This is a genomic window from Actinomycetota bacterium (assembly GCA_019347575.1).
In the GTDB taxonomy this organism is placed as follows: domain Bacteria; phylum Actinomycetota; class Nitriliruptoria; order Nitriliruptorales; family Nitriliruptoraceae; genus JAHWKY01.
The window spans coordinates 85,589-112,184 of record JAHWKY010000010.1 but is presented as its reverse complement, the minus strand read 5'-3'; the positions used below and the strand labels follow the sequence as shown (position 1 = coordinate 112,184).

Sequence of the window (26,596 nt, the reverse complement as noted above, 5' to 3'; positions counted from 1 at the left end):
CGATGGTGGAGACCAACGAGAAGCTCGATCAGGTGGTCGCGAGACTCGTGGAACAGGTCCGCTGGTTGATCGACGAGCTCGACGTCACAGCGGACGAATGGATGCAGATGCTCGCCTTCCTCACCGAGGTCGGCCGAGCTGACGAGTTCGTCCTGCTCTCAGACGTCCTCCACCTGTCGGTCTACGTGGACGCGAAGGACCACCACGGTGAGGACGGGACACCCACCAACGTCGAGGGTCCGTTCTACGACGACGACTCGCCGGAGCTCGAGCCGCCGTACCGGATCGGCCGTTCGGTCGAGGATGCCCCGTTGCTCGTCCTCTCGGGGGAGGTGCGGAACGTCTCGGGGAGGGCTGTGCCTGGCGCGACCATCGACGTGTGGCAGTCCGACCATCACGGGCTGTACGACCACCAGAACCCGGCTCTTCCCGAGCACGATCTCCGTGGGAAGCTGCGCGCCGACGCCGACGGATGCTACGAGTTCGTGACACCGATACCCGCCCCGTACGAAGTGAAGAACGACGGACCGGTCGGCCGTCTCCTCGAACGATTGGGACGGCATGCCTTCCGCCCGGCTCACATCCACATCAAGGTGGACGCACCCGGTCACCAGGCGTTGACGACCATGCTCTTTCTCCCCGGTGACGCCTGGCTCGACGACGACACCATCGATGCGGTCAAGGATGAACTGATCCTCAAGCTCGAGCATCCCGACGAGCGATCCGAGATGACGGCAGGCGGTCGCGGCCAGCCGCACGCGACCGCACGCTTCGACTTCGTCCTGAACCCGCTCGCCGGGAAGCTCAGGTCGTAACGTCGCGTGGATCGGTCATCCGGCGGAGGCGGACGTCACCACCCCTGGACGAAGGTGAGCGATCGTTCGGAGCGATCGCTGACTGGGGCCCGGCTGAGGACTGGTCGGACTGGGCTGATGCAGCGGGGTGACATCTGGTTCGCCGCCACGCCCGGCGGCGATCGTCCCGTGCTGGTGGTCACCCGTGACCCTGTCGCTGCCCGCATCGGATCGGTGGTGGTCGCCGCACTCACCCGCACGCGGCGGGGACTCGTCTCCGAGCTCGACCTATCGGCTGTCGTGGACGGCGTTCCCACGGACTGCGTCGTCAACTTCGACAACATCCACACGCTGCCGAGAGAAGTCTTCCGGCAGCGGGTGACCACCCTCTCGGCCGCCAGGCTCACTGAAGCCTGTGGGGTCCTGGCAGCCGCGGCGGGGTGCTGACGACCGCTCTCGTGGGTACGTGCCCTCGCCGGGTTCCTCCCGGTCCCGAGCTCATACCCCGGGCGTCTACCGGGGCGTTCGGTCATCCGAGGCGGTGCGTCGGCGTTGGACGAGCAGCGTGACGGCGGCCACGGCCAGGACGGCCCCGACCCCGATCGCCAGCCAGGGTGCGCGGTCACGACCCAGCTCGGTCCGCACGATGTCCGGGTCGGTCGAGAACGGGGCGTTGCCGGTGTAGCTCTGGTCGCTCTGCGCGGCGACGAAGGCCGCCCCGAACGCCCACGCCTGCTCAGGGAGCTCGTCGACCCGGGCGGCGATGTCCCAGTCGAGCAGCCGCGCGTCGCTGCGCACGTCGATGCGCGTCAGCGTGAACTCCGTCGGGACCCAGTCGGCGCGGTCGTCGCTGGTCAGGTCAGCGACGAGCAGCGAGTCGGCCCCGTAGTCGCGCTGGAACGTGACGGCCGTGCCGGGCACCTGCCCCGCGAGGATCGTCGGCGTGCCCGGGGTCATCAGGAACAGGTCGGCGACGACGACATCGGATGCGGGCTTGTCGAAGGTGAGCACCTTCACGGGGATCCACGCCTGGTCCTGGTCGGTGAACGAGAACTGCACCGGGATGCCTTCGCCCGCACCGAGCTGCTGCTCCGCGGCGCGCTCGTTGTCGAAGCGGATGGCCGCGAAGATCGGCGAGCGCTCGGCGTAGAAGTCGAGCATGGCGACGGCGTCGGAGAGGTCGTCGGGATCGCCGTCGCCCACTCCGAGGTCGAAGCCGTTGTCCTCGGCCCAGGACAGGACGTCGCCGCCACCGCCCTTCAGCACCGTGATGTCGAGGGCGTCGACCTCGTAGACGGCGATGACCTCGGCGTCGCTCGACGCCGACAACGCGGCGCCCGCCTCCTCGCGAGGCGCCGGCAGCGGCGTGGTCTCGCGCACGAGCCGCTGGAGGAACCAGCCGGGTGCCTTCTCCACCTCGGTGGGCACATCCGGCAGCGGGATGATGGCCCCGAACGCGTCGGGCGAGCCGCTGAACGAGAACGCCGTCACGTAGTGCGCGTCGCCGTCCTCGGTCAGGATCGACGCCGCCGTGAACGTCTCGAGGCGGATCGCGCCGTTCTCCGCCACGAGGAACCCGCAGGCGTACGCTGCTCCGGCTGGAGCGAGCACCGCCGCCACCACCATCGCCGCCATCCCACCGAACCGTCGCATCGCGCCGCCTCCCATCGCTCCTGGACGGTCGGACGTCGGGGCGCGCGCGATGGTTCCCTCCACGTGGAGCATGATCAGGCATCCCGCGTGTTCGCGCCTCCGCGTCAGCGGCTGGGTTCTCGGCGCCTGAGTGGGTGGGTGACGGGGGTCTCGACCAGGACGAGCTCGACACCGTCGGGGTCGACGACAGTGCACTCGATGAGCCCCCAGGGTTCCAGCTTCGGCTCCGAGGCCAAGACCACGCCCTTCGTGCGCAGCTCGTCCGCGGCGGCGTGGATGTCGCCGACCTGCAGCCACAGCCGGAAACCCTTCGGGGTGACGGAGTCTCCGCCCTCGTTCAGTTCGAGGTAGCCGCCCCCGAGGAAGTACACAACGCCCCGGTGGGGACGCTCGCCCCAGTCGCGGTAGCGCACCAGGCCGAGCCGGTCCTCGTAGAAGTCGATCGAGCCATCGAGGTCACGAGGCGCGAGCAGCACGCGGGACTGCAGGACGTGGACCAAGCGCTCGCCTTCCGTCGGGAGGTCCAACCCTACGACGGAGCTGCTCGACGTGGCGCCCACGACGTCGGAGCTCGCCGATCGGTTGCGGCTCGGTCGCTGCGCGCGCACCTCTACGGCCCTGGCAACCGCCGCGGAGGTCGCGACGTCCGATGTCCGAACCCAACCCACAGGGAGGACATCAGCATGACCACCGGAACCGAGACCGGCAGCAGGACCGACCACAAGGCCGCGGCCGAGAGCAAGCTCTGGACCATCGTCGCGATCGTCGCCGCCATCGCGTTCGCCCTGGCGGGGATGGTCTACCGCGCGGGTGGCGACGACGAGGGTGACCCGACGGGCGACGCCGCCGCTCCGATCGCTGACGGCGACCATCACGGGTACGTGCGTGTGATCGACGACGGAGGCATCGAGGTCGACCTCGTCGAGGTCCTGACCGGTGAGGAGGCCGCCGATGCTGCGCACGAGGACGGGGTCCTCGAGCCGTCGGAGCCCTCGATGCCCAACGACGTGTACATCCGGAACGCCGAGACGAAGTGGGTGGAGGTCGACCGTGCTGCGGACGCCTCGCTGGCGCTGTACGACTGCACCACCACGTGCCAGCCCATCGCCGCGGATTGGGGCGCGTTCCTCGGTGGAACGGCCTCCGCGTACAACGGTGACCTCGCCGTGTACGAGTTGACAGTCGCCGACGGTGAGATCAGCGAGCTTGCGGAGATCTACCTCCCCTGAGCACGCACATCGCCACGGACCGGGAGCGGCCCTGCGGGGCGACTCCCGCCGTTACGGGTCAGGCGCGCCATGCGGTCGGCACGACCGTCGCCATGCGGTCGGCACGACCGTGACGTGTGCGAGCAGACCGTCCCGCAGAACCTCGACGTCGAGCCGCTGCCCGACACGGTCGTGGGTCAGGATGCGGTACAGGTCGGCGCGCTCATCGATCGGGTCTCCGTCGACCGCGACGATGACGTCACCGGGGCGCAGAGGCGATCCGGGGTCGTTGACCCGGGCCACGCCCATCCGGGTCACCTCCGCCCGCTCGAGGCTGACGGTGCGCGGCTGCACGACGATCCCGAGGGCGGCGCGTCGCACCTCGCCGTCGGCGATCAGGCGGGGGGCGACGAACGTGACCGTGTCGGCGGGGATCGCGAACCCGATGCCGGTACCGCGGGCGTCGATCTGCACGTTCACGCCGAGGACCGCCCCACGCGCGTCGAGCACCGGGCCACCGGAGTTCCCGGGGTTGATCGCCGCGTCGGTCTGGACGGCGCGCTCGATGGGTCGCGTACCGTAGCGCAGCAGCGTCCGTGCCACGCCCGACACGATCACGAGGGCGACGCTCTCGCGGTAGATACCGAACGGGGCACCGACGGCGATGCACAGCAGAACAACCGAGCGCTCCGGATCGCCGCGTTGAGCTCGTTGAGGTGCTCGAGCAGCTCGGGGGACTTCGGCACGCCTTCGACGACGACGGCGTACACGCGCGCGGTCACGGGGAAGTCCTCCCGTTCGAGGAGCCGCACGTAGGCGACCGTCGAGCCGTAGTCAGGATCGCTGCGTGGAGACCTGTGCTCATAGGTGAGGTCAGGTCTCCACGGAGCGGGGGTCGTAGGCTGGATGCGATGGCGACCCGGCAGACCAACCTCGCGCTCCTCCTCGCTCTGCTCGGGGCGCTGGCGACCGGGGTGGCCGCGTTCGCGGTCGGGACCGGCTGGGTGCTGTGGGTCGTGATCGCGCACGGCGTGCTCGGGCTCTGCGTCGTCGTGCTCGCCCCGTGGAAGTCGGCGATCGCCGCGGGAGGCATCGATCGCCGCCCCGCCGCCTCCACCTGGCCCTCGATCGTGCTGGGAGTGTTGGTCGTCGTCACCGTCGTGAGCGGTGTCCTCAGGACCGCTGGCGTGGTCCGCTCCTACGGGCCGCTGACCGACATGCAGGTCCACGTCGGGGCGGCGGTCGCGGCGGTGCCGTTCGGGCTCTGGCACGTGGTGAAGCGCGGACCGCGTCCCCGCCGACGTGACCTCAGCCGGCGCAACCTGCTGCGAGCGGGCGCCGTCGTCGGGACCACGGGCCTGCTGTACCTCGCGCTCGAGGGCGTGTGGCGCCTGCTGTCGCTTGCGGGCGGCGACCGCCGGGCCACCGGGTCGCACGACCGAGGTTCGCATGATCCCTCCGCGATGCCGGTCGTGCAGTGGTTCGACGACCGCGTCCAGCACCTCGACGTCGCCGCCTGGGAACTCGCCGTGGTCGCCGCGGACGGGACCGCGAAGACGTGGAGCTACGGAGAGGTCGCCGCCGCCGATGACCGGATCACGGCGACGCTCGACTGCACCGGTGGCTGGTTCGCGGAACAGGACTGGGAGGGGATACGTCTCGGTCGGCTCCTCGGTGACCTCGGCACGGCACGGTCCGTGCAGGTGATCTCCGCGACCGGCTACAGCCGCCGCTTCCCGGTCCGAGACGTCTCCGGTCTGCTCCTCGCCACCCGGCTGGCGGGCGAGCAGCTCTCGGCCGGGCACGGCGCCCCGGTCCGGCTCGTCGCTCCGGGACGCCGGGGCTTCTGGTGGGTGAAGTGGGTCACGCGCATCGAGCTCTCGCAGCGCCCGTGGTGGCTGGACCTGCCCTTCCCGATCACGTAGTCGGCCCGACCGATCACCGCTGTGGCAGCGCGTTCGCGGTGTCCTCCGTCACGCCCGTCGTCGCGCCGGGGTGGCTGATGGACGTTCTCGTCACCCACCACCGCTGTCCGGGACGCGGATGGGGAACCAGGCGCTGACCAGCACTCGCAACCCTCCTGTGGCGACGCTCCGCAGTACGCGGGCCGCCGGAGTGTCCGGTAGCTCGTCGGCGTCGGCCACCACTGGGACATCGACCTCTAGCGCGCCATCGACCTCGACCGCCCCGTCAGCCCCGAGTTCGCGGAGAAGCTCGAGCATCGGCTCGTTGTCAGGGAGCACGTAGTTGCGGAACGCATCGATGCCGTGCTTCGTGGCGGTACGTGCGAGGAACCCGAGCAGGACCGTGCCCAGTCCCCGGCCCTGGTACTCGTCGACCACGGTGACCGCGGCCTCGGCGACGGTCGGTTCATCGTGGAGTCGGACGTAGCGAGCGACACCCATCCCGGGGTGGTCAGGGCGGTCCTCGTCCAGCGCTACCCAGGCTGCGTGGTCGATCCGATCGACCTCGGTGAGGTAGCGCAGGTGGTCCTCGGTCAGGTGATCGATCGCCGCGTGGAAGCGCAGGTAGCGCGAACGCGGCGAGAGCAGTTCCATGCCACGACGGAGGCGATCCTTGTCGTCAGGGTGGATCGGACGCACGAGTGCGCGGGTGCCGTCGCGCAGCACCACGTGGGTCTCGAGCTCGGGCATCGGCCCATCACCGTCTGAGCGTCGCGTCGCGAGCAGCCAGCGTACGGGACCCGGTGGACGCTCCCCCTGGGGTGCCGCCCACCCTGCCCGGTGCCGCCCGCGGCCACGACGCCGTGGACCGCACTGCCGACGTAGGCTCCGGCATGGCCGACCTCGACGACCTGCTCGAACTCGTGCGGCGCGGCTTCGAAGGCGAGTCGTTCGAGGCCGCGGAGGCCTTCTGTGACGACGCCACCTTCCGCGACAACGTGGACCGACCCATCCTCCGAGGTAGCAACGAGATCGTCGACCACCTCAGCGCGTACGGTGGCCGGAGGGAACGTGCGTCGATCGAGGTCGCCGTCCGGGACGGCGATCGGGTCGCGGTCGAGGTGGTCGTGCGCTTCCAGGCCGACTCCGGCGCGTACGCGCAACGCGGACTGGCGCTCGTCGCGCTGCGTGATGGCCGCATCGCATCCTGGCATGGAGTTTGGATCGAGACGTCCGAAGACGCGGCACGCTGGTCGGGGTGACCCGCCCGCGGGGAGGCGCAACAGAGGGACCCCGCTCCTGAAAGAGCGGGGTCCCTCGCTCGTGCTGGGTAGGTCAGCTGGTCGGCGTCTCGCCCACCGTGGGCACCTCAGTGCCCGTGGTCGTGGTGGCGTCGTCACCGCCGGTCGTGGTCACCCCTTCGGTCACATCGACATCCTCCACGGTGTCATCGTCGTCGTCGCAAGCGGCGCCGGTGACCGCGAGCGCGCCTGCAAGCAGCGCAGCGGTGATGGACCTCTTCGAGCGCAGTCGCATGTTCGGTTTCCCTTCCGGTAGGTGGATCCGGTCTATCGGCTCCGAGTCGGAACGATGCCGCCTCGGCGACCCGCTCCGCTGTCACCTCCTACCGTCGTAGGAGGCCCGCCTTCCGTACAGGGTCCGAACGCCGGTACTCCCTGGTCCGTCCGACCGGGGGACGCCGTATCAGATCCAGCCGGGTCGGATCCACCACCGCTGCCGGACAAGGTCATCGGCCATCGGGATGCCTGACAGCACGGGGTAGAAGTAGATGAACAACCCCACCGCCGCGACGGCCACACCGGCCGCCAACCACACGCCCACCGGTCGGTGCCGGACCCAGGCCCGGTCCCGCTCCGGCACGCCCCGATGGACCTCGAGGTCGCGATCAACGAGCGCGCCGATGGCGCCGCCGACCAGCCAGCCCACCCCCATCCACACCCACCAGGTCGCGCGCGACGAGTCCGCGATCGCACGGACGGCGAAGCCGACGCCGAAGCCCGCCGCCGCTCCGAGCAGCGCGCCTGCGAACAGGCCCAACAAGCGCCGAGGCTCACTGAGCCAGACGGCGGCGTAGGCCACGCCCAGTGCGAGGAACGGGACCACCGGGACCATGTAGAAGAGGAAGACCGGTCGTGACACGAACAGCCACGGCACGAACTGCAGCGCCCAGAACGTGACGATGAACGCGGCGCGCCGATCACGTCTCACGAGCCCCGCCACGAGCGTGAGTGCCGCCCCGATGAAACCCCACCACAGCGCCGGGTTGCCGAGGGCGATGATCTCCGCCGCGTCCCCCTGCGCGACGACGCAGGGATCGGGAACCTCCACCTCGCCGTCCTCGTCGGTCTTGGGGACGCCACGCGCACGGTCCTCGGTGCACGTCTCCCAGTAGTACACGACCGGGCGAGCGAGCACTGGCCAGGTGTACGCGGGGGCGCGGTAGGGATGGTCGGCGGTCAGGTCGCGGTGGAAGCTCCACACCGATGCCTGGTAGCGACCCCACCCCTCGATCCGATCGAACAGCGTGGCGTCGCAGGGCTCCTGGAGCGTGCCGTCATCCTCGAGGCACTCGTCACCGCCTTCGGTGGTGTGTTCGTAGTTGGCCATCCAGGGCATGTAGCTGACGACGTACACGAGCACGGGGACGAGCGCGAGCGAGGCCAGCACCATGACGATGGCGCGACGCAGTGGTGCATCGAGCAGCAGCGCGACGATCCCGCCGCCGCCCGCTCCGAGCAGGGCGATCGTGACATCGACGCCGCCCAGGACCACCGCACCAACGATGACGCCGACGATCGCGCCGATGCCGACGCCGATCATGCCGAGGCCAGCGACGCGTCCCAGCGTCGTCAGACCCCACCCGCGTCGGAGCGCCACCTCCCATCCCAGGCTCACCAGGATCGCCGCCGCGATCGCCAGCGCGGCCGACCACTTGGTCGCCGCCGCCAAGCCGAACGAGAGTCCTGCCAGCCATCGGAACAGGTGACCGCGTCGCGGGAGGGGGGGAGGATGTTCTTTTCGTGGATCGCCACTGTCGCCGAGGTCGGCCTCGAGGTCGGTCTCGAGGCCGGGCGGTGCTGCCGAGAGCCCGCTCGCGTCGTGGTCGACGACCAGCAGCCACGCGCCGAGCATCACGAACAGCGCCAAGAAGATGTCGAGCATCGACGTGCGGGCCTGCACGAAGAACAGACCGTCGGTCGCGACGAGCAGTGCCGCGAACGCGGCGACACCCCGGTGGCGGAGGAGCCGGGTCCCTGTCAGGTACGTCAGCAGCACGATGACGGCACCCGACAGGGCACCTGCGGCCCGCCACCCGAAGGCGTCGTCTCCGAGCAGCGCGATACCGGCGGCGATCATCCACTTCCCGACGGGGGGGTGGACCGCGAACGAGTCCTCGACACCGTGGTCGAGGTAGTCGCGTGCGTCATCGACGTAGTAGGTCTCGTCGAAGATGATGCGCGATGGCTCCCCGAGTTGGAGGAACAGCACGGCAGCCGACGCCAGGAAGAGGAGCGACGGGACGGCGAGGCGGAGCGCGTGCGAGCGGTCGGTCACGGGGGCGGAGACTACCCACGCCTCGCACCGACCTTCCTCACCGGGTCGTCGGCGCGCGCTGCAGCGACGGTTGGAGCGCCGCGAGCCCGGGGTCATCGGAGGTCGAGCGGTCGATCGACACCGACGTCGTAGACGAGGCGATCGTTCGCGATCCGTACTCCCTCGGTCGGTCGATGCGGGGCGAGTCGGCCGTCGTGCATCAGGTGGTGGACGTCGGCGCGGTGCAACAACGTCGCCGCGTCGGCGATCAGGCGCCGATGGCAGCGCCACCACAGGCTCTCGGCGCACATGACCGCCACCGTGGTCGCCGTGTCGAGTGCGAGGACCCGCTCCAGGGCGGCCTCGAACGGTTCGCTCGTCATGTGGTCGGCGTAGGCCCGGAACCCGGGGTCGCGGATGGCGATGTGCGGTGAGTCGGCGACGCCGGTGCGGCGTCCGCCGAGGTCCTCCTCCCAGCTGTAGCCGATGCCCGCAGTGGCGAGGGGTTCCGCCAACCTCTCTCGGTTCACGTGCGGATGTCGGCGGCTGGCCGGGAAGCGGCGCACATCAACGAGGTGTCCCACTCCAGCCGACCGCAGCAGCGCCATCAACGCTCGCTGCTCGAGGGTTCCATGGCCGACCGTCAACATCAGCCGGAGCGTACGGCGCCGCACCGCACCACATCCCCCTGCCACGTCGACCTAGTGTTGGGCGAGTGAGCACGACCCCGGGACGTCTGATCGTCGTCGCGACGCCTATCGGCAACCTCGGCGACGTGTCAACACGCGCCCGCGAGACGCTCGCGGACGCCGACCTCGTCCTCGCCGAGGACACCCGGCGCACCGGGCGGCTCCTCGCCCACCTCGGTATCGCAACGCCGCAGCGGTCGCTGCACGAGCACAACGAGGACGCCCGTCTCGGTGAGGTGCTCGCGCGCCTCGACGACGGGGCGACGGTCGCGCTCGTCAGCGACGCCGGGACGCCGGGTGTGTCCGATCCCGGCTACCGGCTGGTCCGAGCGTGCATCGACGCTGGGCACGTCCTCGAGCACGTACCAGGCCCCTCCGCGGTCCTCGCCGCGCTGGTGGTCTCGGGTCTGCCGACGGACCGGTTCACGTTCGAGGGCTTCCTCCCGCGCAAGGGGTCAGCCCGTGCGGAGCGCCTCGCTGCCTTGGCCACCGAGCGTCGAACCATGGTCGTGTTCGTCTCGCCCCACCGTGCAGCCGACGATCTGCACGACCTCGCGGCCACGCTCGGCCCCGACCGCCCCGCGGCGCTGTGCCGTGAGCTGACCAAGCTGCACGAGGAGGTGCGTCGCGACCGCCTTGTTGCGCTGGCCGAGACGGCAGACGACCTGCGTGGCGAGGTCACCCTCGTCATCGGTGGAGCACCGGAGGAGGTCGGGCTCGTGGACGCCGATGACCTCGCCGCGGCCGTGCACGTCCGTCAGGAGAGCGGGATGACCAAGAAGGCTGCGATCGCCGACGTCGCCGCGAGCCACGGGGTCCCCAAGCGGGTCGTCTACCAGGCCGTCGTCGAGGACGGTGCGTCCGGAGCAGGCTGACCGGGCCGCTCCCCGGAACGGTCGTCGGCGGGCTCCGCAGCCTCGGGCGCCGGTGCCTCACGGCCGTTGGGGGAGCTGTCGGGTTCCTGGGTCACGGCCGGGCGTGACGGGGCGGGGGCGTCCCACTCGGGCAGCCCCGTGTCCTTCGGCTGCTCGCGCTCCTGGACCTGTCGCGCCAGCCGCAGACGCTCGTCGAGCACACCGACCGACGCCACACACGCGCGGCACATCGCCTTGCTACGGAACTCCTGCAGGTCCTCGTCCGTGCCGCAGAACACGCACCGGTCCTGGGGCTTGGCGAGGATGACCTTGTCGCCGTCCACCGACACGTCCATCGCATCGCCCTCACGGATCCCGAGCGTCTTGCGGACGCCCGCGGGGATCACGATGCGGCCGAGATCGTCGACCTTGCGGCGGATGCCGGTGGACTTCATGCGTGGGCCCGATGATCGGCGCAGGACGGGGGAGCAGAGCGGGCAGCCTACGGCTGCGGTCAGCGAACGGTCAACGCGATCACGTCCCGCGGGGACCCGCCGGGGCGGTGAGGACGGAACGCAGCGGTAGCCTCGGCGCCCATGACCCGTCACGTCCTCGTCGCCGTTGCCTGGCCCTACGCCAACGGCGTGCAGCACCTCGGCCACATCGCTGGCGCCTACCTACCCGCCGACATCTTCGCGCGTTACCACCGCATCACCGGCAACCGCGTCCTGATGGTCTCGGGCTCGGACGCGCACGGGACGCCGATCATGGTCGCGGCGGACGAGGAGTCGATCACCCCGGCCGAGGTCGTCGATCGCTACCACCCGCGCATCGTCGAACAGTGGGACGTGCTGGCTATCACCTTCGATCTGTTCACGAGCACGCGCACCGACAACCACCGCGAGGTCACGTGGCAGATGTTCCGCGCGTTGCACGCCAACGGGTACCTCGAGACGCGCACGACGGAGCAGTTCTTCGACCCCGAGCGCCAGCGCTTCCTTCCCGACCGGTACGTCGAGGGGACGTGTCCGTACTGCGGGAACAGCCAGGCGCGGGGCGACCAATGCGACAACTGCGGCCGGACCCTCGATCCCGTCGATCTGATCGACCCCCGCTCCAAGCTGTCCGGGGCGACGCCCGAGCCGCGCGAGACCGAGCACTACTTCCTGCTGCTGACCAAGCTGCAGGAGCCGGTCGCGACGTGGTTGGACGGCCTCGAGGGCTGGCGCAACCACGTCATCAACTGGGCCCGGGGCTTCCTCGGCGAGGGTCTGCAGGACCGCGCTATCACGCGCGATCTGGACTGGGGCGTGCCCATCCCGCCCGAGCTCGACATCTCCACCGAGGCGAGCGAGAAGCGCATCTACGTGTGGTTCGAAGCGGTCATCGGCTACCTGTCGGCGTCGAAGGAGTGGGCCCAGCGCTCCGGCGACGCGGAGGCGTGGCGGGCGTGGTGGGAGGATCCCGACGCCGAGACCTACTACTTCGTCGGCAAGGACAACATCCCGTTCCATGCGGTCTTCTGGCCCGCCCAGCTCATCGGATCCGGTGACCTCAACCTGCCTACGAACGTGCCCGCCAACCAGTACGTGACGTTCAAGGGCGAGAAGGCATCGAAGTCGCGCGGCATCGGCACGCCGGTCGTCGCGTACCTCGACACGTTCACGCCCGACGCGTTGCGCTACGGCCTGGCGGCGAACCTGCCGGAGTACACCGACACCGACATCTCCGAGGCCGAGCTGGCGCGGCGGGTCAACGACGAGCTGGCCAACGACTGGGGCAACCTCGTCAACCGCGTGTTCGCGCTCGTGGGGCGGAACTGCGACGGGCGCGTACCTGAGCTGGGCGAGTTGGACGGTCCCGACGCGGAGCTGCTCGACCGGATCGATGCGCTGCTGGGGGAGGAGGGCGAACTCATCGAGCGCGTCGAGCTGCGCGCCGCCCTCAAGAAGGCGCTCGAAGCGGCGCAGGCGACCAACGCCTACCTCAACGCCCTCGAGCCGTGGAAGACCGCCAAGACCGACGCGCCCCGAACCGCCCAGACGCTGGCGGTGGCGTTGGCCGCGATCGCCGGCATCGCCGTGGGCTTCGCCCCCTACACCCCGTTCTCGTCGGACCGGGTGCTGCAATGGCTCGGCGTCGGCGAGGCCGTGCGGGGCGAGCCCGGCGGGGCCGGCGCCCCATCAGGTGTCTCGGGGTGGCGGCGCCCCGACCTCGTCCCCGGAACCCAGCTCGGCGACGCCGAACCCCTCTTCCCCAAGATCGAGCTACCCAACGAGTAGCCGCGGGGCGTATGACGGAAACGCGCGTGGGCGCGCGTTGTCGTCGGTCGGTGTGGTGGCTGGGCCGCAGGACGTGACGGAAACACGCGTCGGCGCGCGTTTCCGTCGTTCCCGGGCGGTCAGCTGGCCTGGGCGTCGAGACCGGGGAACTGGTCGAGGGCGGCCCGCACTTCCGACATCGACGCAGCGGCATCGCGGATGTCGGCTGCCGTGGCCGCGATGATTTCGGAGCTGGCGGTCATCGCGCCCCGCGTCTCCCCGAGCGAGGCGGTCGTGCGGTCCAGCGAGTCCCTTACCTCGTGCAGGGTCGTGTCCATGTCGCGCAGGGCCGCCTCCATCCGGTCCATCCGCTCGACCACGGCTTGCAGCGCCGGTCCGAGCTCGCCCACCGACCGGAGCGCCTCGATGAGCTTGTTGTCGCTGAACACGGGGCCCTTCCGGTCGCACGGCGGCGCAGAACCTAACGCGGCGTCAGAAATGACGCACATCGCGCCCCGCACGTCCTTCCCCCGCGCCCCGACGCGAACTTGAATGGTCGGGTGCACTCAGGCGCCCCCAAGTATGCAAGTTTGCGGCCCTCGGCCCGGGCGAGGTCGTCTCAACCCCCGGCCCGGCTCGTGCGTCGGGGAGGGTGGAGGCGCGCCGGAGCCCGACGAGCGTCGGGGCGCGGCGACGGACCGAGATGGGAGTGAGCGTGCTGGGAGCGGCACGCGGCGCATCCGCCGCGGCGGGTGACTTCGCCGCTGTGTTCAACGCCCATCACCGCGACGCCGTGCGGCTCGCGTACCTGTTGACCGGCGACCACCACCAGGCTGAGGACATCGTCAGCGATGCGTTCGCTGGCGTGTACCGCCAGTGGAGGCGCGGCCGGGTCGACAACCCGCGGGCGTACCTGCGTCGTGCCGTCGTCAACACCGCCAACAGCCGGCTGCGGCGGCGCTACCTCGAACGAGCCGAAGCGGCCAAGCGGTCGGGTGATGAGCGAGGCGTGCGTCGTGTCGACGAGCACGCCGCCGATCACGACGAGGTGTGGCGCGCCCTCGGCCGCCTGCCCGAGCGGCAGCGAGCGGCGATCGTCCTGCGCTACTACGAAGACCTCTCCGAGGCCGAGACCGCCGACGTGCTCGGAGTCAGCATCGGGACGGTCAAGTCGCAGGTGTCCAGAGGACTCGAACGGCTCCGGGACCTGGTTCCCGGAGGAGGTGTGACATGAGCTCCATCGAGGATCGTCTTCGCGAGAGCCTGCGCGACCGCGCGACCGACGTCGAACCCACTCCCCAACTCTGGGAGCGTGTGCAGAAGGAGACCCGCCGGCGTGCACAGCTCACCTGGTTGTTCGCGGGGTTGAGCGTGGCTGTTGTGGTCGGGGCGCTGACCGTCGCCATCCCCGCCGTCCTCGACGACGACGCCCTACCCCGTCCCGGCGTGCTCGACACACCACCCGCCGACGCTCCGTCCGACCAGCAGACGCCCACCGGTACCACCGGCCTTGGGGTGTACGGCATCGTCACCACCGACGGCGAGGACATCGTCGTCCGCGATGTCCACGGGGTCGGACAGGCGACCCTGCTCGACCTCGATCAGTCGGCGTGCGAGTGCGAGATCGCCTACATCGCCGTGAGTCCGCAGTCGACCGACACCGACGTCCTCGTGGTCTACACCGTCCTCGCGGAAGGGAGGTGGGAGCAGCGTTGGCTCCGCGCGACGGGCAACGATCTCGCGGATCTGACCACGACGAGCGGCGACTACTTCCTCGACGACCACGCGATCACGTCAGATACCGCCCCAGCCAGCACGCCTGCCGCTGCCTTCTCTCCAGACGGCGAGTACGTCGCGTGGGTGGAGATGCCCGCGCTGGAGGCTGCTTCACCGATGCTGCGCGTCGTGGGCTTCGGGACCCAAGGCCCGACCGATGTCACCGCCTCGTACGCACTCACCGACCTACCCAACCGCGGGTACGCGGCACAAGACTGGAACCGCGACGATGCCATCGTCATCACGACGTACCAGGAGGGCTTGGAGGCCTACCGCGTTCCGGTCCGGCTCCATGGGAACGCGGTCGAGTTTGGGGCGGTGACCCCGCTCGAGGTGGTCGGTGGTCGCGTGCCGATCGACATCGTCGACGTCGGCATGGGCCTGGACGAGTACCTGTGGGCCGTCGAGGGTTCTGGCGAGGGTTCCGTTCGGTTCTCCCTGACGATTACTGGTGGCCCGGAGGGACCCCGTGACGTGCCCCTGCCGGCGGAGCTGGCGCAGACGTCGGACCCATCGTCGGTGTGGATGACGGCAGAGGCCACGACCGTGCTGCTGGGACAGGGGGGTCGTGCGTGGCTGATCGATGCGTTCAACGGCAACACGGTGGAGGTCCCGGGCACCGCTTCCGCGGGAGCGTTCGTCGGCATGAACTTCCCGCCGCCACCCCCGCCGCCAGGTGAGGAGCAGCCGACCGCACCGCCCACCGGCGAGACTGCCCCGACCGTCGCGATCGAGGGCCTGGGCGACGTCGTCGTGCGGGACGGCACGGGCCGCGTCACGGCGACGTTGTACGACTCGCCCTGCACCGATGCCGAGGACTGCGAGTTCCGCCCCGCGCGCCTCGCCGTCCGTCCCGGCTCGACGATCGCTGACCTCACCGTCCTCGTCCTGTGGCTGGGCGACGGGGCGGAGCTCGGTTGGATCTCGGTTGTCGACGGTGAGCCGACGCCGTACACGCCGTTCCCGCAGCAGCACCAGATCTCGGCCAGCGTCGTGGGTAGCGGCTCCGAGCCGGTCGCCGTGTGGTCGAGCGACGGCCGCCACATCGCCTGGATCGAGGAGGACACCGGGACGGGCACCTTCGGCTTGCGCACCGTCGGCTGGTCCGGTGGCCCTGGCACGGGCCGCCTCGCCGATGACAACGCCAGCTGGGAGATCGATACCTCGCGGCTCGGCAGGGACCTCGACCTCGAGCTCGACGAGTGGGGACCGTGGACCACGACCGAAACCGGCAGCGAGGTGGCCTCCTTCACCGCCCGCTGGCGCAGCAGTGGGGGCGAGTTCGACCTGGCGGAGGGGCTGTGGCTGGAGCGCCAGTCCGATGGGGCGCTCGCGCTCGTCGACGACAGCCTGACGCCTGTCCCGGACGAGTAGCGGCTGGTACGCTGCCTACGCGGCCCGCCCAGTAGTGGCGGGTCGTGCCACGCCCCGCCGTCTACGACCACGGTCGTTGACCGCGGTCGAAGACCACGCGACACCGAGCCGTCGACGGGAGACGGCTCGGATCCGACGGGGCGCGAGCTCGAAGCCACATCAGCAACCGCCGGGGGAACACCGTGCCCGCCTACGTCGACACGCACTGCCACCTCGAGATGCACGACGACCTCGATCCCTCCACGCTGATCAAGCGTGCGCACCAGCAAGGGGTCACGACGCTCATCACCGTCGGCACCGACATGGCGCGGTCGACCCAGGCGGTCACCCTCGCCCACCGCCACCGTGAGGAGGGCGTGTACGCCGTCGTCGGGGTCCACCCCAACGACGCGATGGAGGCCACCCACCACGTGATGGAGGTCATCGAGCGACTCGCGGGGCAGAAGGCCGTGGTGGGGATCGGCGAGACCGGGATGGACTTCTACCGACGGGGCGCGGCTCCGGGCGTCCAGGAGCGGTCCTTCCGACGCCACATCGAGCTGGCGAAGAAGCACGACAAGACCCTCGTGATCCACTGCCGCGACGCGTGGCCGGACACGCTGCGCATCCTCGAGGACGAGGGCGCCCCCGACCGCGTGGTCATGCACTGCTTCTCGGGGGACCTCGACGTCACCGACCGGTGCATCGACCAGGGCTGGTACCTGTCGTTCGCCGGCAACGTCACGTTCAAGACCGCCGACGAGCTGCGCGCCGTCGCGGCCAAGGCGCCAGCCGAACTGCTGCTCACCGAGACCGACACTCCCTTCCTCAGCCCCGTCCCACACCGCGGGCAGCCCAACGAGCCAGCGAACATCCCCCACATCGTGGCCACACTCGCCGAGGTGCGTGGCGTCGAGCCCTCTGCTCTGGCGGACCAGATCTCGGACAACGCGCGGCGAGCGTTCGACTTGCCCTCCACGTGACCGGGTACTTGACGCCGACCGACGTGCGGCGTCTGCTCCAAGAGCACGGCCTCGCGCCCCGCCGCAGCGCGGGGCAGAACTTCGTCACCGACCCGAACACGGTCCGCAAGACCGTCCGCGACGCGGGGGTCGGGCCGCAGGACACGATCGTGGAGATCGGGCCCGGTCTGGGTTCGCTCACGATCGGACTCGCCGAGGTCGCGCGCCAGGTCGTCGCCGTCGAGGTGGACGCCGGGCTCGTACGCGCGCTCGCGACGACGGTCGGTGACTGTCCCAACGTCAGGATCGTCCACGCCGACGCGCTGGAGATCGACCTCGGCGAGCTGGTCCCCGACCGTCGTGCTCGGCTGGTGGCGAACCTGCCGTACAACGTCGCCACTCCCCTCGTCATGCAGGTGCTCGCCGGTGACCGCATCGACGAGCTGTTCGTGATGGTGCAGCGTGAGGTAGGGCAGCGGTGGGCTGCACGGCCGGGGAACGAGGCGTACGGGGCGGTGAGCGTGAAGATCGCGCTCGCCGCCGATGTCGCGCTCGTCGCCGAGGTCCCGCGACGCGTCTTCCACCCGGTGCCGAAGGTGGCCAGCGTGACCGTCCGTCTCACGCGCACCGGGTCGCTCACACGTGAGGAGCGAGCGGCGATCGGCGGGGTCGTCGACGCGGCGTTCGCATCGCGACGCAAGACGATGCGCAACAACCTCCGACGGATCCATCCCGACGTCGAGTCGCGGCTGCAGGCCGCCGGCATCGACCCCGGTGCGCGCGCGGAGCAGCTCACCCCGGTGGGCCACGTCCGGGTCGCCGTGGCGCTCGATGCGGTGTCGGAGGACGTCGTCAGTAGGCTGCGGCCGCGCGATGCGGGCCACGGGAGCGTCTAGCGGAGTCGGTGAGGGACGGGCGTGAGAAGTCGTCAACGCAACGGACCTGCCGCCCGGGTACGAGTCCGGATCCCCGCGAAGATCAACCTCTTCCTCGCCGTGCGCGGCCGCCGCGACGACGGCTTCCACGAGATCGTCACCGTGTTCCAGACCGTCGCCCTGCACGACGAGGTGGAAGCTGCGCTCGAGGGGGAGTCGGTGTTCCACCCCGCGGCGCGGCGGCTCATGTCGCTGGTGTTCGAGCACGACGGAGGCGCGCTGGTCCCTGACGACCGTTCCAACCTCGCCGTCAGAGCCGCGTGCGCGCTGGCGCGAACGATCGGCGTCGAGCGCATCGACGAGGCCGACAGCGACTCCGGGCCGGTCACGCGGTTGCGTCTCACCAAGCGGATCCCGGTCGCGGCCGGGATGGCGGGCGGGTCCGCGGACGCTGCGGCGACGCTCGTGGCGCTGAACCGCCTCTGGGACTGCGACCTCGACCGCGACGAGATCCGGGCCATCGCCGAGCGGCTCGGCGCGGACGTGCCCTTCTGCGTGGTCGGTGGGACCGCGCTGGCGACCGGGACGGGCGCCGCGACCGCCCAGGTGCTGTGCCACGGCACGTTCCACTGGGTCGTCGGCGTGCACCACCCTCCGCTCGCCACGGCGGACGTCTACCGCACGTGGGACGAGGTGGCGGCACCGAGTCAGGTCGAGCCGGATGCGGTCCTGCAGGCACTCCGCACCCGGGATGCGGAGGCGCTCGGGGCGGCGCTGCACAACGAGCTTGAACCCGCGACCTTCCACCTCCGGCCCGCGCTACGTGACGCGCGCGATGCGCTGCTGGAGGCGGGGGCGCTCGGGGCGGTCGTCAGCGGCTCGGGCCCGACGGTCGTCGGACTCGCCCCAGATGCCGTGTCCGCCGCCACGATCGCGGAGCAGGTCGCCGGACGGTTCGATCGCGTCCACGTCGTAACCTCGCCGGCCGGTGGGCCCGAAACGTTCGCCTGACGCGACAGCGGTGCGCGCGACGAGAGCGACGAGGACCCTGCGGCTACCCTCGACGCAGGATGCGTGTGCGTGCGAACGTCGCCGTGTCCACCCCTTGGGAGGTGGTGTAACTGGCAACACGCCGTCCTTTGGAGTCGGTATTCAGGGTTCGAGCCCCTGCCTCCCAGCCACCGCCAACCGTGCACGCGTCCCTCGCGGGCGCGCCGGATCCTCCCCTGCACGTCGTGGGCCGCGAGGTCAGTCCCGTCGTGTGATCGGCGTGATGGTCACGCTCGCGCCCGTGAACAGCCCGTGGGGCGAGGTCCGCACCGATTCGCGCTGGCTCCCGGCTGCGAACGTGATGCGCCGGTGCTCGAGGACCTTCGGGTCGATCACGACCGGCACGTGCAGCAGCGACGGCAGCGGGGGCACCGCGCCGAGCTCGAACTCCGGCAGGTCCGCCTCGATCTCGTCCTCGGTCGCCAGCCTCGCGGTCTCGTCGGCGAGCGCCTCACGGATGAGGTCGAGGTCGAGCCGGCACGAGGCCGGGATGACGCCCAGAGCGTGTCCCGTCTCGATGTCGAGGACGACCGCCTTGATGACCTCGTCGGGATCGAGCCCCAGTTCGTGGGCTTCGCTCATAGCGGTGACGGTCCGTGCGTGAGGCAGGACCTCGAAGTTGATGCCTTTCTGTTCCAGATGTTCGGTGACAACGGTCACGTGCACCACCTCCTGTCTGCGATACGACCGTGCGCTCATGCGCGCACCGTCGGTCACATACTCGGCCCTCTCGCGGCGGACGTCCAGGGCCGAACGCCCCGGGGTCGGATGAGCGCAAGGAGCGGGCGATGCCGGATCGTGACCGCATCGCGCGCGGTAGGTTCCGGGCGGCACGGCACGGATAGGTCGAAGCGAGAGGGCGACCAGCGGCCGCTGCTGCCACCACTCACGAGGAGCTCCGCGTGACGACCCGCCCCGACCTCGCCGTCGTGATCCTGGCCGCCGGCAAAGGCACGCGTTTCAAGTCCGACCTGGCCAAGGTCCTGCACCGTGCGGCGGGGCGATCGATGCTGCATCACGTCCTCGAGGCGGTCCGCCCGCTGGGTGCCGGGCAGGTCGTGGTCGTCGTCGGGCACCAGGCCGAGGAGGTCGAGGCGGAGGCGCGAACCGCGGACCTGCCCGGCATCACGTTCGCGCTCCAGAAGGAGCAGCTCGGCACCGGCCACGCGACCCGCGTCGCGGTCGACTCGCTCGGTGACGCGGCGCAGCACGTGCTGGTCCTCCCCGGGGACACGCCTCTGCTCGGGAGTGCCACGCTCACCTCGCTCGTGGAGTCCGCTCTGGACGGGGCTGCGCTGCTGACGGCCACCGTCGATGACCCGACGGGCTACGGCCGCATCGTCCGCGACGGCGATGACGTGGCGCGCGTGGTCGAACAGGACGACGCGACCGACGAGGAGCTGACCATCACGGAGGTCAACGGGGGGGTCTACGCCTTCCGCCGCTCTTTGCTCGCCGAGAGCCTGGCAGGACTGGGGACCGACAACGTTCAGAGCGAGATGTACCTCACGGACGTGATCGAGGTGGTGGCGACACGGGGGGTGCGCGTCACCGCGCACGCAGCTGCGCCGGACGAGGTCGCCGGAGTGAACGATCGGCGACAGCTGGCCGACGCTGCGGCGGTACTGCGGGGCCGCGTGCTCGACCGGTTGATGAGCGAGGGCGTGACGGTCCTCGACCCCGACACGACGTACGTCGACGTCGACGTGAAGGTGGGAGCCGACACCGTTCTGTACCCCAACTGCATCCTCGAGGACGCGACCGAGATCGGCGAGCGTGCCACGGTCGGCCCCAACTGCCACCTGGTGGCCGCCGAGGTCGGGGACGAGGCGCACGTGACGAACGCCGTCGTCAAGCATGCGGTCGTCGGGCCGGAGGCCACGGTGGGACCGTTCACCTACCTGCGTCCGGGTACCGTCCTCGATCGGGGAGCGAAGGCGGGCGGGTTCGTCGAGATCAAGAAGTCACGCCTCGCCGAGGGTGCGAAGGTGCCCCATCTGTCCTACATCGGCGACGCGACGATCGGGCGGGATGCCAACATCGGTGCTGGCACGATCACGTGCAACTTCGATGGTTTCGACAAGCACGAGACCACGGTGGGCGACGGCGCGTTCGTTGGCTCCGACACCATGCTCGTGGCGCCGATCGAGATCGGTGCCGGGGCGGTCACCGGCGCGGGTTCGGTGATCACCTCGGACGTCCCGGCGGACGCCCTCGCGCTCGAACGCAGCGAACAGCAGACGGTTACCGGATGGGCGGCGAAGCGCCGCGAGGCACGGTCGCAGGGGGACGCCTGACTGCGGCTGAGCGACGCGGATCGGCCGGTAGCCTGGATGTGACGGCACCCGAGGGAGCCCATGGAGATCCCCACCAAGAAGCGCATGATGATCTTCTCCGGGTCGTCGTACCCCGAGCTGTCACGCGAGGTCGCCGACCACCTGGGCATGCGGCTGGGGGAGGTGAAGCTGGCGAGCTTCGCCAACGGCGAACGCTACGTCCGCTACCTCGAATCGGTCCGAGGCGCCGACGCGTTCGTCATCCAGTGCCACATCGAGCCGGTGAACGCGCACATCATGGAGCAGCTGCTCATGATCGACGCGTTGAAGCGGGCCTCGGCCAAGCGGATCATCGCCGTGATGCCCTACTACGGCTACGCGCGGTCGGACAAGAAGACGCTGTCGCGCGAGCCGATCGCGGCCAAGCTCGTCGCCGAGCTGTACCAGGCCGCCGGCGTGGACCGCGTCATGTCGGTGGACCTGCACACGGGCCAGATCCAGGGGTTCTTCGACACACCCTTCGACCACCTCACCGCGCTGCCGCTGCTGCTGCAGTGGATCGAGGAGAACGTGCCGCCCCAGAAGCGCGTGATCGTGTCCCCGGACGCGGGGCGGGTGCGCCTCACCGAGAAGTTCGCCCACCACCTCGACGCACCGATCGCGATCCTGCACAAGCGCCGTGATCCGGTCGAGCACAACGTCGCGGAGAGCTTGGAGATCGTCGGTGACGTGGACGGACGCACGGCTGTGCTCGTCGACGACATGATCGATACCGCCGGGACGATCACGGGCGCGGCGAGGCTGCTGAAAGAGCGGGGCGCGAGGGCGGTCGTCGCTTGCGCGACCCACCCGGTGTTCTCCGACCCCGCGGCAGAGCGTTTGCGCGACAGCGCCATCGAGACCGTCGTGGTCACCAACACCCTCCCGATCCCAGAGGAGAAGCGCCTGGCGAAGATGCGGGTACTGTCGATCGCCCCGATCCTGGCGTCGGCGTTGCGCGCGGTGTTCGAGGACGAGTCGGTGTCGGAGATCTTCCGGGGCGAGAACGCGTGAGCGCGTACCGCGTCGCGGCGTACGAGTCGCCACTCGGTCTGATGACGATCGAGGCCGACGGTGACGTGCTCGTCGGCCTGTGCTACGGCGCCCCGCCCGACACCCGCACCGTCGCCGCTCACGGCGATCCGTTCATCGAGCAGGTCGTCGCGCAGCTCGACGCGTACTTCGCTGGTGACCGACGCACCTTCGCCCTCGACTGGGCCACACCGGCGTCGAGCGCGTTCGACGCCGCGGTGTACGAGGCCATGGCCGGCGTGCCCTACGGCGAACTGGCCAGCTACGGCGAGATCGCCGAGGAGGCAGGCCGCCCCGGCGCCGCCCGCGCGGTCGGCGGGGCGTGCAACCGCAACCCCATCCCCATCATCGTTCCATGCCACCGCGTCGTCGCGGCCGACGGCACGCTGGGTGGGTACGGCAGCGGACTCGACATCAAGCGCTCGCTGCTCGCGCTGGAGCGGGGCGGCGACGTCCCCGGGGGAGGCTGGGCTCCGGCGGGGCGGTCGTCAGCGCGTGAACCGCTCGAGTAGCTCGGCGGCTGAGGCACACGGCTCACGGGTCAGCCGGTCCCAGTTGGCGTGCACGTACCCGCGCACGTGGTCGTCATCCGCGTCGAGCAGGGCCGCTGCCGCGTGTCGTTCCTCGAGCGAACCGACGACCGGTGGCGTGGCGGCGAACTGCGAGCCGGTCAGTGCGTCGGCAGCGACGTCGTCGCTCGCGAGGTAGTCGCGTACGTCGCGCCCCGCCTGCCCTGCGAGCCACAGCGCCGTGACGACTCGTCCGCGGAGCGCGTCTCCGGGACACTCCGCGTCCGTCGTCGCTCCGGTCAGTACGTCACCGACCTGCACCGCGATCCCGGCCCGCGCGTACCCGACACCGACACCGCGCCCCCACGCCCGCCCCGTCGTGGCGAGCGTGAGCAGGTCCGGCCAGCCGATCCCACCGATGACGCGCAGCCCGACGGTGCCGACGGCGAGGTAGCCCACCGCGACGAGGAGTGGCACCGAGCGAGAGCGCGCGCAGGTAGGCCACTGTGTCCGCCCCGGCGGCGCGCAGGACGCGCCCCGCGCCGACCGCTGAGATGGCGGCGCCGACCGCCATCGCGGTGGCAGCGGTGAGGACGAACTCGGAGTCGTGCAGGAAGAGGACGGGTTCGTACTGGCCCGCGAGCTGGAACACGCCGTACAGCGCGATGGCCGTGCCGACCAGGAAGGCGGGACGCTGGACGACGGACCGCGATCCCCGACCCGGCCACTGACGTTCACGTGGTGTTGTCGATGCATCTTCCATCATCGTCGCGCTCACGGTGTCGATTCCTCTACGCGACCGTCGGTGTGTGTGGACCGACGGCATCGACCGGCGTCTCGCGCCACATCGTCGCACTGAGCCATGCCACAGCCAGCGTCAACGCACCGGCGAACACCACCCCGTAGCGGCCCATGTCCAGGTGGACCGCGCTGCCGATGCCCATCACCAGGATCGCCAGTGGCGGGACGGCTGCCACTGCCGCAGCCACGAAACGGGGGAGGACGTCCGCCCGCCACCAGGCGACTGCCAGGACGCTGAGGCCGGCGCCGGCGACGAACGGGAGCATGACACCGGCGCCGTACCCGGCCGGCAACGCGAGCAGAGGAGATGCGGCGAAGAGCGCCATCCCCGCGCGGGCCAGCGTGCCTCCGGTGGCACCGTGACGCCGGTAGAGACCGATGACCGTGATCACGAGGAGCATCGCCATGGTTGACCAGGAGGCTGCGCCGAGCCAACTCAGTGATGTGCCCGCGACCGACGATGCGGTGACGAGCGCGGCGAGCAGACCGACGACCGGCAAGGACATCCCTGCCGCACCAGCGAGCCGGGTGAAGCGAGTGGGCATGGCGGCACCTCCGTTGGCGTCGTTGAGGGCACGGCTAAGCGGGGCAGCTGGGCCGAACCGTCGCACTGCTTCGGCGGCGGCGGCGTCGGAGCCGAGGCCGTCCCGTTCCAGACGCTCGATCGTCTCCAGCAGGTGGTCCTGGACCTCGATGAGGATCTCCTCGGCGTCGTGGGTGCGCCGCAGCAGACGACGCAGGTCCTCGAGGTACGCGTCGATCACGCTGGTTCCGGCCACGACACTCCCTTCAGGACGGACTGGATGGCACCGGCGAATTCGTTCCAGGTGGCGTGCTCGCGCTGCAACTGGGCGCGGCCGCGGTCGGTCAGCGTGTAGACGCGGCGCCGACGGCCGTTGACGACGTCCCACGCGGAGGTGACGAGTCGCGACTTCTGGAGTCGGTGCAGCGCCGGGTAGACCGTCCCCTCCGGGAGATCGAACGTCTCGCCGCTGCGCGTCCGAAGCTGCTCCATGACGGCGTAGCCGTGGATGGGTCCCTCGGCGAGGATGGCGAGGAGGAGCAGGTCGAGGTGGCCCTTGAGCTTCTCTGGTCTCATGCATCGGGATGCTATACCTAGCAACGCTAGGTGTCAAGGCTTTCCGCGGATCCCGTCGTGTACCCCGCCTCGGCCGGTTGCCGCCCCGCCGGCGCCATCGGTACCCTGCCCGGACGACGGCCCGCCCCGGCGGGCCGGATCTGTGCCAGGCCCCCTGACCACGGCGAGCGCCGTCGATGTCGAGCCGGGCTGGCACGACCCACGGACACGCGAGGTACCGCGATGACTGACCAGGTCACGCTCACCGCAGACGGGCGCCCCGAGCGCGGCCGCAAGAACGCCAACCGTCTGCGCCAGGCGGGGCGCACGCCTGCCGTCGTGTACGGCCACGGCATCGATGCGCTCGCGGTCACCGTCGACCAGCGCGAGCTGTACCACGCACTGCACACACCGGCCGGGTTGAACGTGCTGATCCGACTCCAGGTGGACGGAGAGGAGCACCTCACGGTCGCGCGTGACATCCAGCGACACCCGGTGCGCGAGGACATCCTCCACGTCGACTTCCTCGCGGTCGCCCGTGACCAGAAGATCGAGGTCGAGGTCCCCATCCACCTCATCGGCGACACCGACGTGGCGCGCGACACCGGCGGTGTCGTCAACCACATCCTGCACACGTTGCCGCTGAAGTCCCTGCCACTCGAGGTGCCCAACAGTCTCGAGCTCTCGGTCGTTGGCATGCAGATCGGTGACGTCCGACGTGTCGAGGACATCGAACTGCCCGAGGGTGCCGAGCTGAACATCGATCCGGAGCGCACGATCGTCACGATCAACGCGCCGACCATCCTCGAGGAACCGGAGGAGGAGGAAGAGGTCGTCGGTCTCGAGGGGCTCACCGCCGAGGAGATCGCCGAGCTCTCCGAGGAGGAGAAGGCGGCACTGGTCGAGGAGGCCGCCGAGGCGGAGGCCGAAGGCGAGGGCGAAGGCGAGGGCGCGGGCGAAGTCCCCGCCGGCGACGAGGGCGGCGAGTAGGGGTCAGGAGGCGCGGTGCCCGGGGACCGGTGGCTCATCGCGGGCCTCGGGAACCCCGAGGCGGAGTACGGCGGCACCCGCCACAACGTGGGCGCCGACACCGTACGACTGCTCGCCGAACGGTACCGCCGCGAGCTCACCCGGAACCGACGCGTCGACTGCGACCTGGTGGAAGTCACTGACGGCGACCACCGGCTGGTGCTCGCGCTCCCCGACGCCTACATGAACCGGTCGGGGCGCCCGATCCAGCAGGCACTGGCTTGGTACAAGCTGGCGCCCGACCACCTCATCGTCATCCACGACGACCTCGACCTCGCACCCGCCGTGCTACGACTGAAGGTCGGCGGCGGACCCGGGGGCCACAACGGCCTGAAGGACATCGACCGGGCCCTCGGCACACGCCAGTACCTCCGCGTCCGCATCGGCATAGGTCGACCCCCGGGGCGGATGGATCCGGCCGACTACGTCCTCCGTCGCTTCGATCCCGCCGAACGCACCGAGATCGACGTCACCATCGAGCACGCTGCCGACGCGGTCCTCTCCCTCGTCCGTGACGGGCTCGAGCCGACCCAGAACCGCTACCACGCCTCCTGATCCACGCCGGAGCGGGCGGGAGGTCGTGGGGGTTGAGGGAAACCCTCGGATCCGGTGGTTCCTGACCGCCAGGGCTGGCGATGGCACGTGATGAGGCGATGGCCGCGAGAGAAACCACCGGATCCGGTGGTTTCCGGCACAGCGGACCCTGGACGGGGCGCGTACGCTCGGGCGTTCCCTGAGTGCTCAAGTAGCGAAGCGATAGCACGACCTGCCAGTGCTCAAGTAGCGAAGCGATAGCACGACCTGCCAGTGCTCAAGTAGCGAAGCGATAGCACGACCTGCCAGTGCTCAAATAGCGAAGCGATAGCACGACCTGCCAGTGCTCAAATAGCGAAGCGAT

General features: G+C 70.2%; 31 protein-coding genes and 1 tRNA gene. 18 read left to right on the top strand and 14 right to left on the bottom strand.

Features of this window, described 5'->3' with window-relative positions; genetic code table 11:
- Window positions 1–2 precede the first annotated feature (2 nt).
- Together KY469_08700 and KY469_08695 are read left to right on the top strand one after the other, a co-directional pair.
- The gene (locus tag KY469_08700; protein MBW3663163.1) at window positions 3–815 is read left to right on the top strand and encodes a hydroxyquinol 1,2-dioxygenase; all 813 of its coding nucleotides are present in this window, start codon (window positions 3–5) and stop codon (window positions 813–815) included.
- Between the two features lie 117 nt (window positions 816–932).
- Window positions 933–1,241, top strand: a complete 309-nt coding sequence (locus KY469_08695) for a type II toxin-antitoxin system PemK/MazF family toxin (protein MBW3663162.1) — start codon at window positions 933–935, stop codon at window positions 1,239–1,241.
- Between the two features lie 66 nt (window positions 1,242–1,307).
- Here KY469_08695 and KY469_08690 read toward each other — a convergent pair whose 3' ends face one another.
- A complete protein-coding gene (locus KY469_08690; GenBank protein ID MBW3663161.1) occupies window positions 1,308–2,519 on the bottom strand; it encodes a DUF2330 domain-containing protein in 1,212 nt (403 codons plus the stop codon).
- A 32-nt stretch (window positions 2,520–2,551) separates the two neighbouring features.
- The gene (locus tag KY469_08685) at window positions 2,552–2,947 is read right to left on the bottom strand and encodes a VOC family protein (GenBank protein ID MBW3663160.1); all 396 of its coding nucleotides are present in this window, start codon (window positions 2,945–2,947) and stop codon (window positions 2,552–2,554) included.
- A 183-nt stretch (window positions 2,948–3,130) separates the two neighbouring features.
- Between KY469_08685 and KY469_08680 the strand changes: the two genes are divergently transcribed.
- The gene (locus tag KY469_08680) at window positions 3,131–3,676 is read left to right on the top strand and encodes a hypothetical protein (GenBank protein MBW3663159.1); all 546 of its coding nucleotides are present in this window, start codon (window positions 3,131–3,133) and stop codon (window positions 3,674–3,676) included.
- A 51-nt stretch (window positions 3,677–3,727) separates the two neighbouring features.
- On the opposite strand, the gene KY469_08675 is transcribed toward KY469_08680, so the two are convergent.
- Together KY469_08675 and KY469_08670 are read right to left on the bottom strand one after the other, a co-directional pair.
- Window positions 3,728–4,258, bottom strand: a complete 531-nt coding sequence (locus KY469_08675; GenBank protein ID MBW3663158.1) for a PDZ domain-containing protein — start codon at window positions 4,256–4,258, stop codon at window positions 3,728–3,730.
- A gap of 11 nt (window positions 4,259–4,269) precedes the next feature.
- Window positions 4,270–4,437, bottom strand: coding sequence for a hypothetical protein (locus KY469_08670; protein ID MBW3663157.1), 168 nt, complete (start codon window positions 4,435–4,437; stop codon window positions 4,270–4,272).
- Window positions 4,438–4,566: 129 nt separating this feature from the next.
- On the opposite strand from KY469_08670, the gene KY469_08665 reads away from it, so the two are divergent.
- A complete protein-coding gene (locus tag KY469_08665) occupies window positions 4,567–5,580 on the top strand; it encodes a molybdopterin-dependent oxidoreductase (GenBank protein MBW3663156.1) in 1,014 nt (337 codons plus the stop codon).
- 90 nt (window positions 5,581–5,670) lie between these two features.
- On the opposite strand, the gene KY469_08660 is transcribed toward KY469_08665, so the two are convergent.
- Window positions 5,671–6,309 carry a GNAT family N-acetyltransferase gene (locus KY469_08660; GenBank protein ID MBW3663155.1) on the bottom strand — a complete coding sequence of 213 codons (639 nt, stop codon included), beginning with the start codon at window positions 6,307–6,309 and terminating at the stop codon, window positions 5,671–5,673.
- A gap of 143 nt (window positions 6,310–6,452) precedes the next feature.
- Between KY469_08660 and KY469_08655 the strand changes: the two genes are divergently transcribed.
- A complete protein-coding gene (locus KY469_08655; GenBank protein ID MBW3663154.1) occupies window positions 6,453–6,821 on the top strand; it encodes a nuclear transport factor 2 family protein in 369 nt (122 codons plus the stop codon).
- Window positions 6,822–6,894: 73 nt separating this feature from the next.
- On the opposite strand, the gene KY469_08650 is transcribed toward KY469_08655, so the two are convergent.
- The 3 genes from KY469_08650 to KY469_08640 all read right to left on the bottom strand — a co-directional run bounded on the left by KY469_08650 (window position 6,895) and on the right by KY469_08640 (window position 9,764).
- The gene (locus KY469_08650; protein MBW3663153.1) at window positions 6,895–7,095 is read right to left on the bottom strand and encodes a hypothetical protein; all 201 of its coding nucleotides are present in this window, start codon (window positions 7,093–7,095) and stop codon (window positions 6,895–6,897) included.
- A 168-nt stretch (window positions 7,096–7,263) separates the two neighbouring features.
- Window positions 7,264–9,135 (bottom strand): phospholipid carrier-dependent glycosyltransferase, encoded by a 1,872-nt coding sequence (locus tag KY469_08645; protein MBW3663152.1) that lies wholly within the window; start codon window positions 9,133–9,135, stop codon window positions 7,264–7,266.
- Window positions 9,136–9,227: 92 nt separating this feature from the next.
- Complete coding sequence (locus tag KY469_08640; protein MBW3663151.1) at window positions 9,228–9,764, bottom strand: DUF488 domain-containing protein; 537 nt, start codon at window positions 9,762–9,764, stop codon at window positions 9,228–9,230.
- A gap of 86 nt (window positions 9,765–9,850) precedes the next feature.
- On the opposite strand from KY469_08640, the gene rsmI reads away from it, so the two are divergent.
- Complete coding sequence (gene rsmI, locus KY469_08635; GenBank protein ID MBW3663150.1) at window positions 9,851–10,678, top strand: 16S rRNA (cytidine(1402)-2'-O)-methyltransferase; 828 nt, start codon at window positions 9,851–9,853, stop codon at window positions 10,676–10,678.
- Here rsmI and KY469_08630 read toward each other — a convergent pair.
- Window positions 10,636–11,112, bottom strand: coding sequence for an AbrB/MazE/SpoVT family DNA-binding domain-containing protein (locus tag KY469_08630; GenBank protein ID MBW3663149.1), 477 nt, complete (start codon window positions 11,110–11,112; stop codon window positions 10,636–10,638). The genes rsmI and KY469_08630 overlap by 43 nt on opposite strands.
- A 141-nt stretch (window positions 11,113–11,253) precedes the next feature.
- On the opposite strand from KY469_08630, the gene metG reads away from it, so the two are divergent.
- Complete coding sequence (gene metG / locus KY469_08625) at window positions 11,254–12,939, top strand: methionine--tRNA ligase (protein ID MBW3663148.1); 1,686 nt, start codon at window positions 11,254–11,256, stop codon at window positions 12,937–12,939.
- A 119-nt stretch (window positions 12,940–13,058) separates the two neighbouring features.
- Here the strand turns inward: metG and KY469_08620 are convergent, their stop codons facing one another.
- The gene (locus KY469_08620) at window positions 13,059–13,367 is read right to left on the bottom strand and encodes a hypothetical protein (protein MBW3663147.1); all 309 of its coding nucleotides are present in this window, start codon (window positions 13,365–13,367) and stop codon (window positions 13,059–13,061) included.
- 254 nt (window positions 13,368–13,621) lie between these two features.
- On the opposite strand from KY469_08620, the gene KY469_08615 reads away from it, so the two are divergent.
- From KY469_08615 to KY469_08590, 6 genes are all read left to right on the top strand, one after another.
- A complete protein-coding gene (locus KY469_08615) occupies window positions 13,622–14,152 on the top strand; it encodes a SigE family RNA polymerase sigma factor (protein MBW3663146.1) in 531 nt (176 codons plus the stop codon).
- Window positions 14,149–16,068 (top strand): hypothetical protein, encoded by a 1,920-nt coding sequence (locus tag KY469_08610; GenBank protein ID MBW3663145.1) that lies wholly within the window; start codon window positions 14,149–14,151, stop codon window positions 16,066–16,068. The genes KY469_08615 and KY469_08610 overlap by 4 nt, the downstream gene beginning before the upstream one ends.
- A gap of 182 nt (window positions 16,069–16,250) precedes the next feature.
- The gene (locus KY469_08605; GenBank protein ID MBW3663144.1) at window positions 16,251–17,030 is read left to right on the top strand and encodes a TatD family hydrolase; all 780 of its coding nucleotides are present in this window, start codon (window positions 16,251–16,253) and stop codon (window positions 17,028–17,030) included.
- Window positions 17,027–17,905, top strand: coding sequence for a 16S rRNA (adenine(1518)-N(6)/adenine(1519)-N(6))-dimethyltransferase RsmA (gene rsmA / locus KY469_08600; GenBank protein MBW3663143.1), 879 nt, complete (start codon window positions 17,027–17,029; stop codon window positions 17,903–17,905). The genes KY469_08605 and rsmA overlap by 4 nt, the downstream gene beginning before the upstream one ends.
- 21 nt (window positions 17,906–17,926) lie before the next feature.
- Window positions 17,927–18,895 carry a 4-(cytidine 5'-diphospho)-2-C-methyl-D-erythritol kinase gene (locus KY469_08595; protein MBW3663142.1) on the top strand — a complete coding sequence of 323 codons (969 nt, stop codon included), beginning with the start codon at window positions 17,927–17,929 and terminating at the stop codon, window positions 18,893–18,895.
- Window positions 18,896–18,990: 95 nt separating this feature from the next.
- Window positions 18,991–19,065: transfer RNA gene (locus tag KY469_08590), tRNA-Gln, on the top strand.
- 67 nt (window positions 19,066–19,132) lie between these two features.
- Here the strand turns inward: KY469_08590 and KY469_08585 are convergent.
- Entirely contained in the window at window positions 19,133–19,594 is a 462-nt protein-coding gene (locus tag KY469_08585; GenBank protein ID MBW3663141.1) for a YbaK/EbsC family protein, read from the bottom strand.
- 242 nt (window positions 19,595–19,836) lie between these two features.
- Here KY469_08585 and glmU point away from each other — a divergent pair, with 242 nt between their 5' ends.
- Genes glmU through KY469_08570 form a run of 3 tightly spaced genes read left to right on the top strand, consistent with a single transcriptional unit; the run spans window position 19,837 to window position 22,793 of the window.
- A complete protein-coding gene (gene glmU / locus KY469_08580) occupies window positions 19,837–21,231 on the top strand; it encodes a bifunctional UDP-N-acetylglucosamine diphosphorylase/glucosamine-1-phosphate N-acetyltransferase GlmU (protein ID MBW3663140.1) in 1,395 nt (464 codons plus the stop codon).
- A 60-nt stretch (window positions 21,232–21,291) separates the two neighbouring features.
- Window positions 21,292–22,263 carry a ribose-phosphate diphosphokinase gene (locus KY469_08575; protein MBW3663139.1) on the top strand — a complete coding sequence of 324 codons (972 nt, stop codon included), beginning with the start codon at window positions 21,292–21,294 and terminating at the stop codon, window positions 22,261–22,263.
- 41 nt (window positions 22,264–22,304) lie between these two features.
- Window positions 22,305–22,793, top strand: coding sequence for a methylated-DNA--[protein]-cysteine S-methyltransferase (locus tag KY469_08570; GenBank protein MBW3663138.1), 489 nt, complete (start codon window positions 22,305–22,307; stop codon window positions 22,791–22,793).
- On the opposite strand, the gene KY469_08565 is transcribed toward KY469_08570, so the two are convergent.
- The 3 genes from KY469_08565 to KY469_08555 all read right to left on the bottom strand — a co-directional run bounded on the left by KY469_08565 (window position 22,770) and on the right by KY469_08555 (window position 24,690).
- Window positions 22,770–23,267: a hypothetical protein gene (locus KY469_08565; protein MBW3663137.1), complete on the bottom strand. Its 498-nt coding sequence runs from the start codon at window positions 23,265–23,267 to the stop codon at window positions 22,770–22,772. The genes KY469_08570 and KY469_08565 overlap by 24 nt on opposite strands.
- Before the next feature lie 314 nt (window positions 23,268–23,581).
- Complete coding sequence (locus KY469_08560) at window positions 23,582–24,370, bottom strand: permease prefix domain 1-containing protein (protein MBW3663136.1); 789 nt, start codon at window positions 24,368–24,370, stop codon at window positions 23,582–23,584.
- Window positions 24,352–24,690, bottom strand: a complete 339-nt coding sequence (locus tag KY469_08555; GenBank protein MBW3663135.1) for a helix-turn-helix transcriptional regulator — start codon at window positions 24,688–24,690, stop codon at window positions 24,352–24,354. The genes KY469_08560 and KY469_08555 overlap by 19 nt, the downstream gene beginning before the upstream one ends.
- 222 nt (window positions 24,691–24,912) lie before the next feature.
- Here KY469_08555 and KY469_08550 point away from each other — a divergent pair, with 222 nt between their 5' ends.
- Both KY469_08550 and pth read left to right on the top strand, forming a co-directional pair.
- Window positions 24,913–25,659 carry a 50S ribosomal protein L25 gene (locus KY469_08550; protein MBW3663134.1) on the top strand — a complete coding sequence of 249 codons (747 nt, stop codon included), beginning with the start codon at window positions 24,913–24,915 and terminating at the stop codon, window positions 25,657–25,659.
- A gap of 15 nt (window positions 25,660–25,674) precedes the next feature.
- Complete coding sequence (gene pth / locus KY469_08545) at window positions 25,675–26,253, top strand: aminoacyl-tRNA hydrolase (protein ID MBW3663133.1); 579 nt, start codon at window positions 25,675–25,677, stop codon at window positions 26,251–26,253.
- Window positions 26,254–26,596 lie beyond the last annotated feature (343 nt).

Coding starts and splice junctions, on each gene's coding strand:
- KY469_08630 (MBW3663149.1), bottom strand. CDS start 11,112: ATGAAGTCCACCGGCATCCGCCGCAAGGTCGACGATCTCGGCCGCATC.
- KY469_08610 (MBW3663145.1), top strand. CDS start 14,149: ATGAGCTCCATCGAGGATCGTCTTCGCGAGAGCCTGCGCGACCGCGCG.
- KY469_08695 (MBW3663162.1), top strand. CDS start 933: ATGCAGCGGGGTGACATCTGGTTCGCCGCCACGCCCGGCGGCGATCGT.
- KY469_08570 (MBW3663138.1), top strand. CDS start 22,305: ATGACGATCGAGGCCGACGGTGACGTGCTCGTCGGCCTGTGCTACGGC.
- KY469_08550 (MBW3663134.1), top strand. CDS start 24,913: ATGACTGACCAGGTCACGCTCACCGCAGACGGGCGCCCCGAGCGCGGC.
- KY469_08655 (MBW3663154.1), top strand. CDS start 6,453: ATGGCCGACCTCGACGACCTGCTCGAACTCGTGCGGCGCGGCTTCGAA.
- KY469_08555 (MBW3663135.1), bottom strand. CDS start 24,690: ATGAGACCAGAGAAGCTCAAGGGCCACCTCGACCTGCTCCTCCTCGCC.
- KY469_08700 (MBW3663163.1), top strand. CDS start 3: ATGGTGGAGACCAACGAGAAGCTCGATCAGGTGGTCGCGAGACTCGTG.
- KY469_08680 (MBW3663159.1), top strand. CDS start 3,131: ATGACCACCGGAACCGAGACCGGCAGCAGGACCGACCACAAGGCCGCG.
- KY469_08690 (MBW3663161.1), bottom strand. CDS start 2,519: ATGCTCCACGTGGAGGGAACCATCGCGCGCGCCCCGACGTCCGACCGT.
- KY469_08640 (MBW3663151.1), bottom strand. CDS start 9,764: ATGTTGACGGTCGGCCATGGAACCCTCGAGCAGCGAGCGTTGATGGCG.
- KY469_08650 (MBW3663153.1), bottom strand. CDS start 7,095: ATGCGACTGCGCTCGAAGAGGTCCATCACCGCTGCGCTGCTTGCAGGC.
- KY469_08575 (MBW3663139.1), top strand. CDS start 21,292: ATGGAGATCCCCACCAAGAAGCGCATGATGATCTTCTCCGGGTCGTCG.
- metG (MBW3663148.1), top strand. CDS start 11,254: ATGACCCGTCACGTCCTCGTCGCCGTTGCCTGGCCCTACGCCAACGGC.
- KY469_08660 (MBW3663155.1), bottom strand. CDS start 6,309: ATGCCCGAGCTCGAGACCCACGTGGTGCTGCGCGACGGCACCCGCGCA.
- KY469_08665 (MBW3663156.1), top strand. CDS start 4,567: ATGGCGACCCGGCAGACCAACCTCGCGCTCCTCCTCGCTCTGCTCGGG.
- KY469_08615 (MBW3663146.1), top strand. CDS start 13,622: ATGGGAGTGAGCGTGCTGGGAGCGGCACGCGGCGCATCCGCCGCGGCG.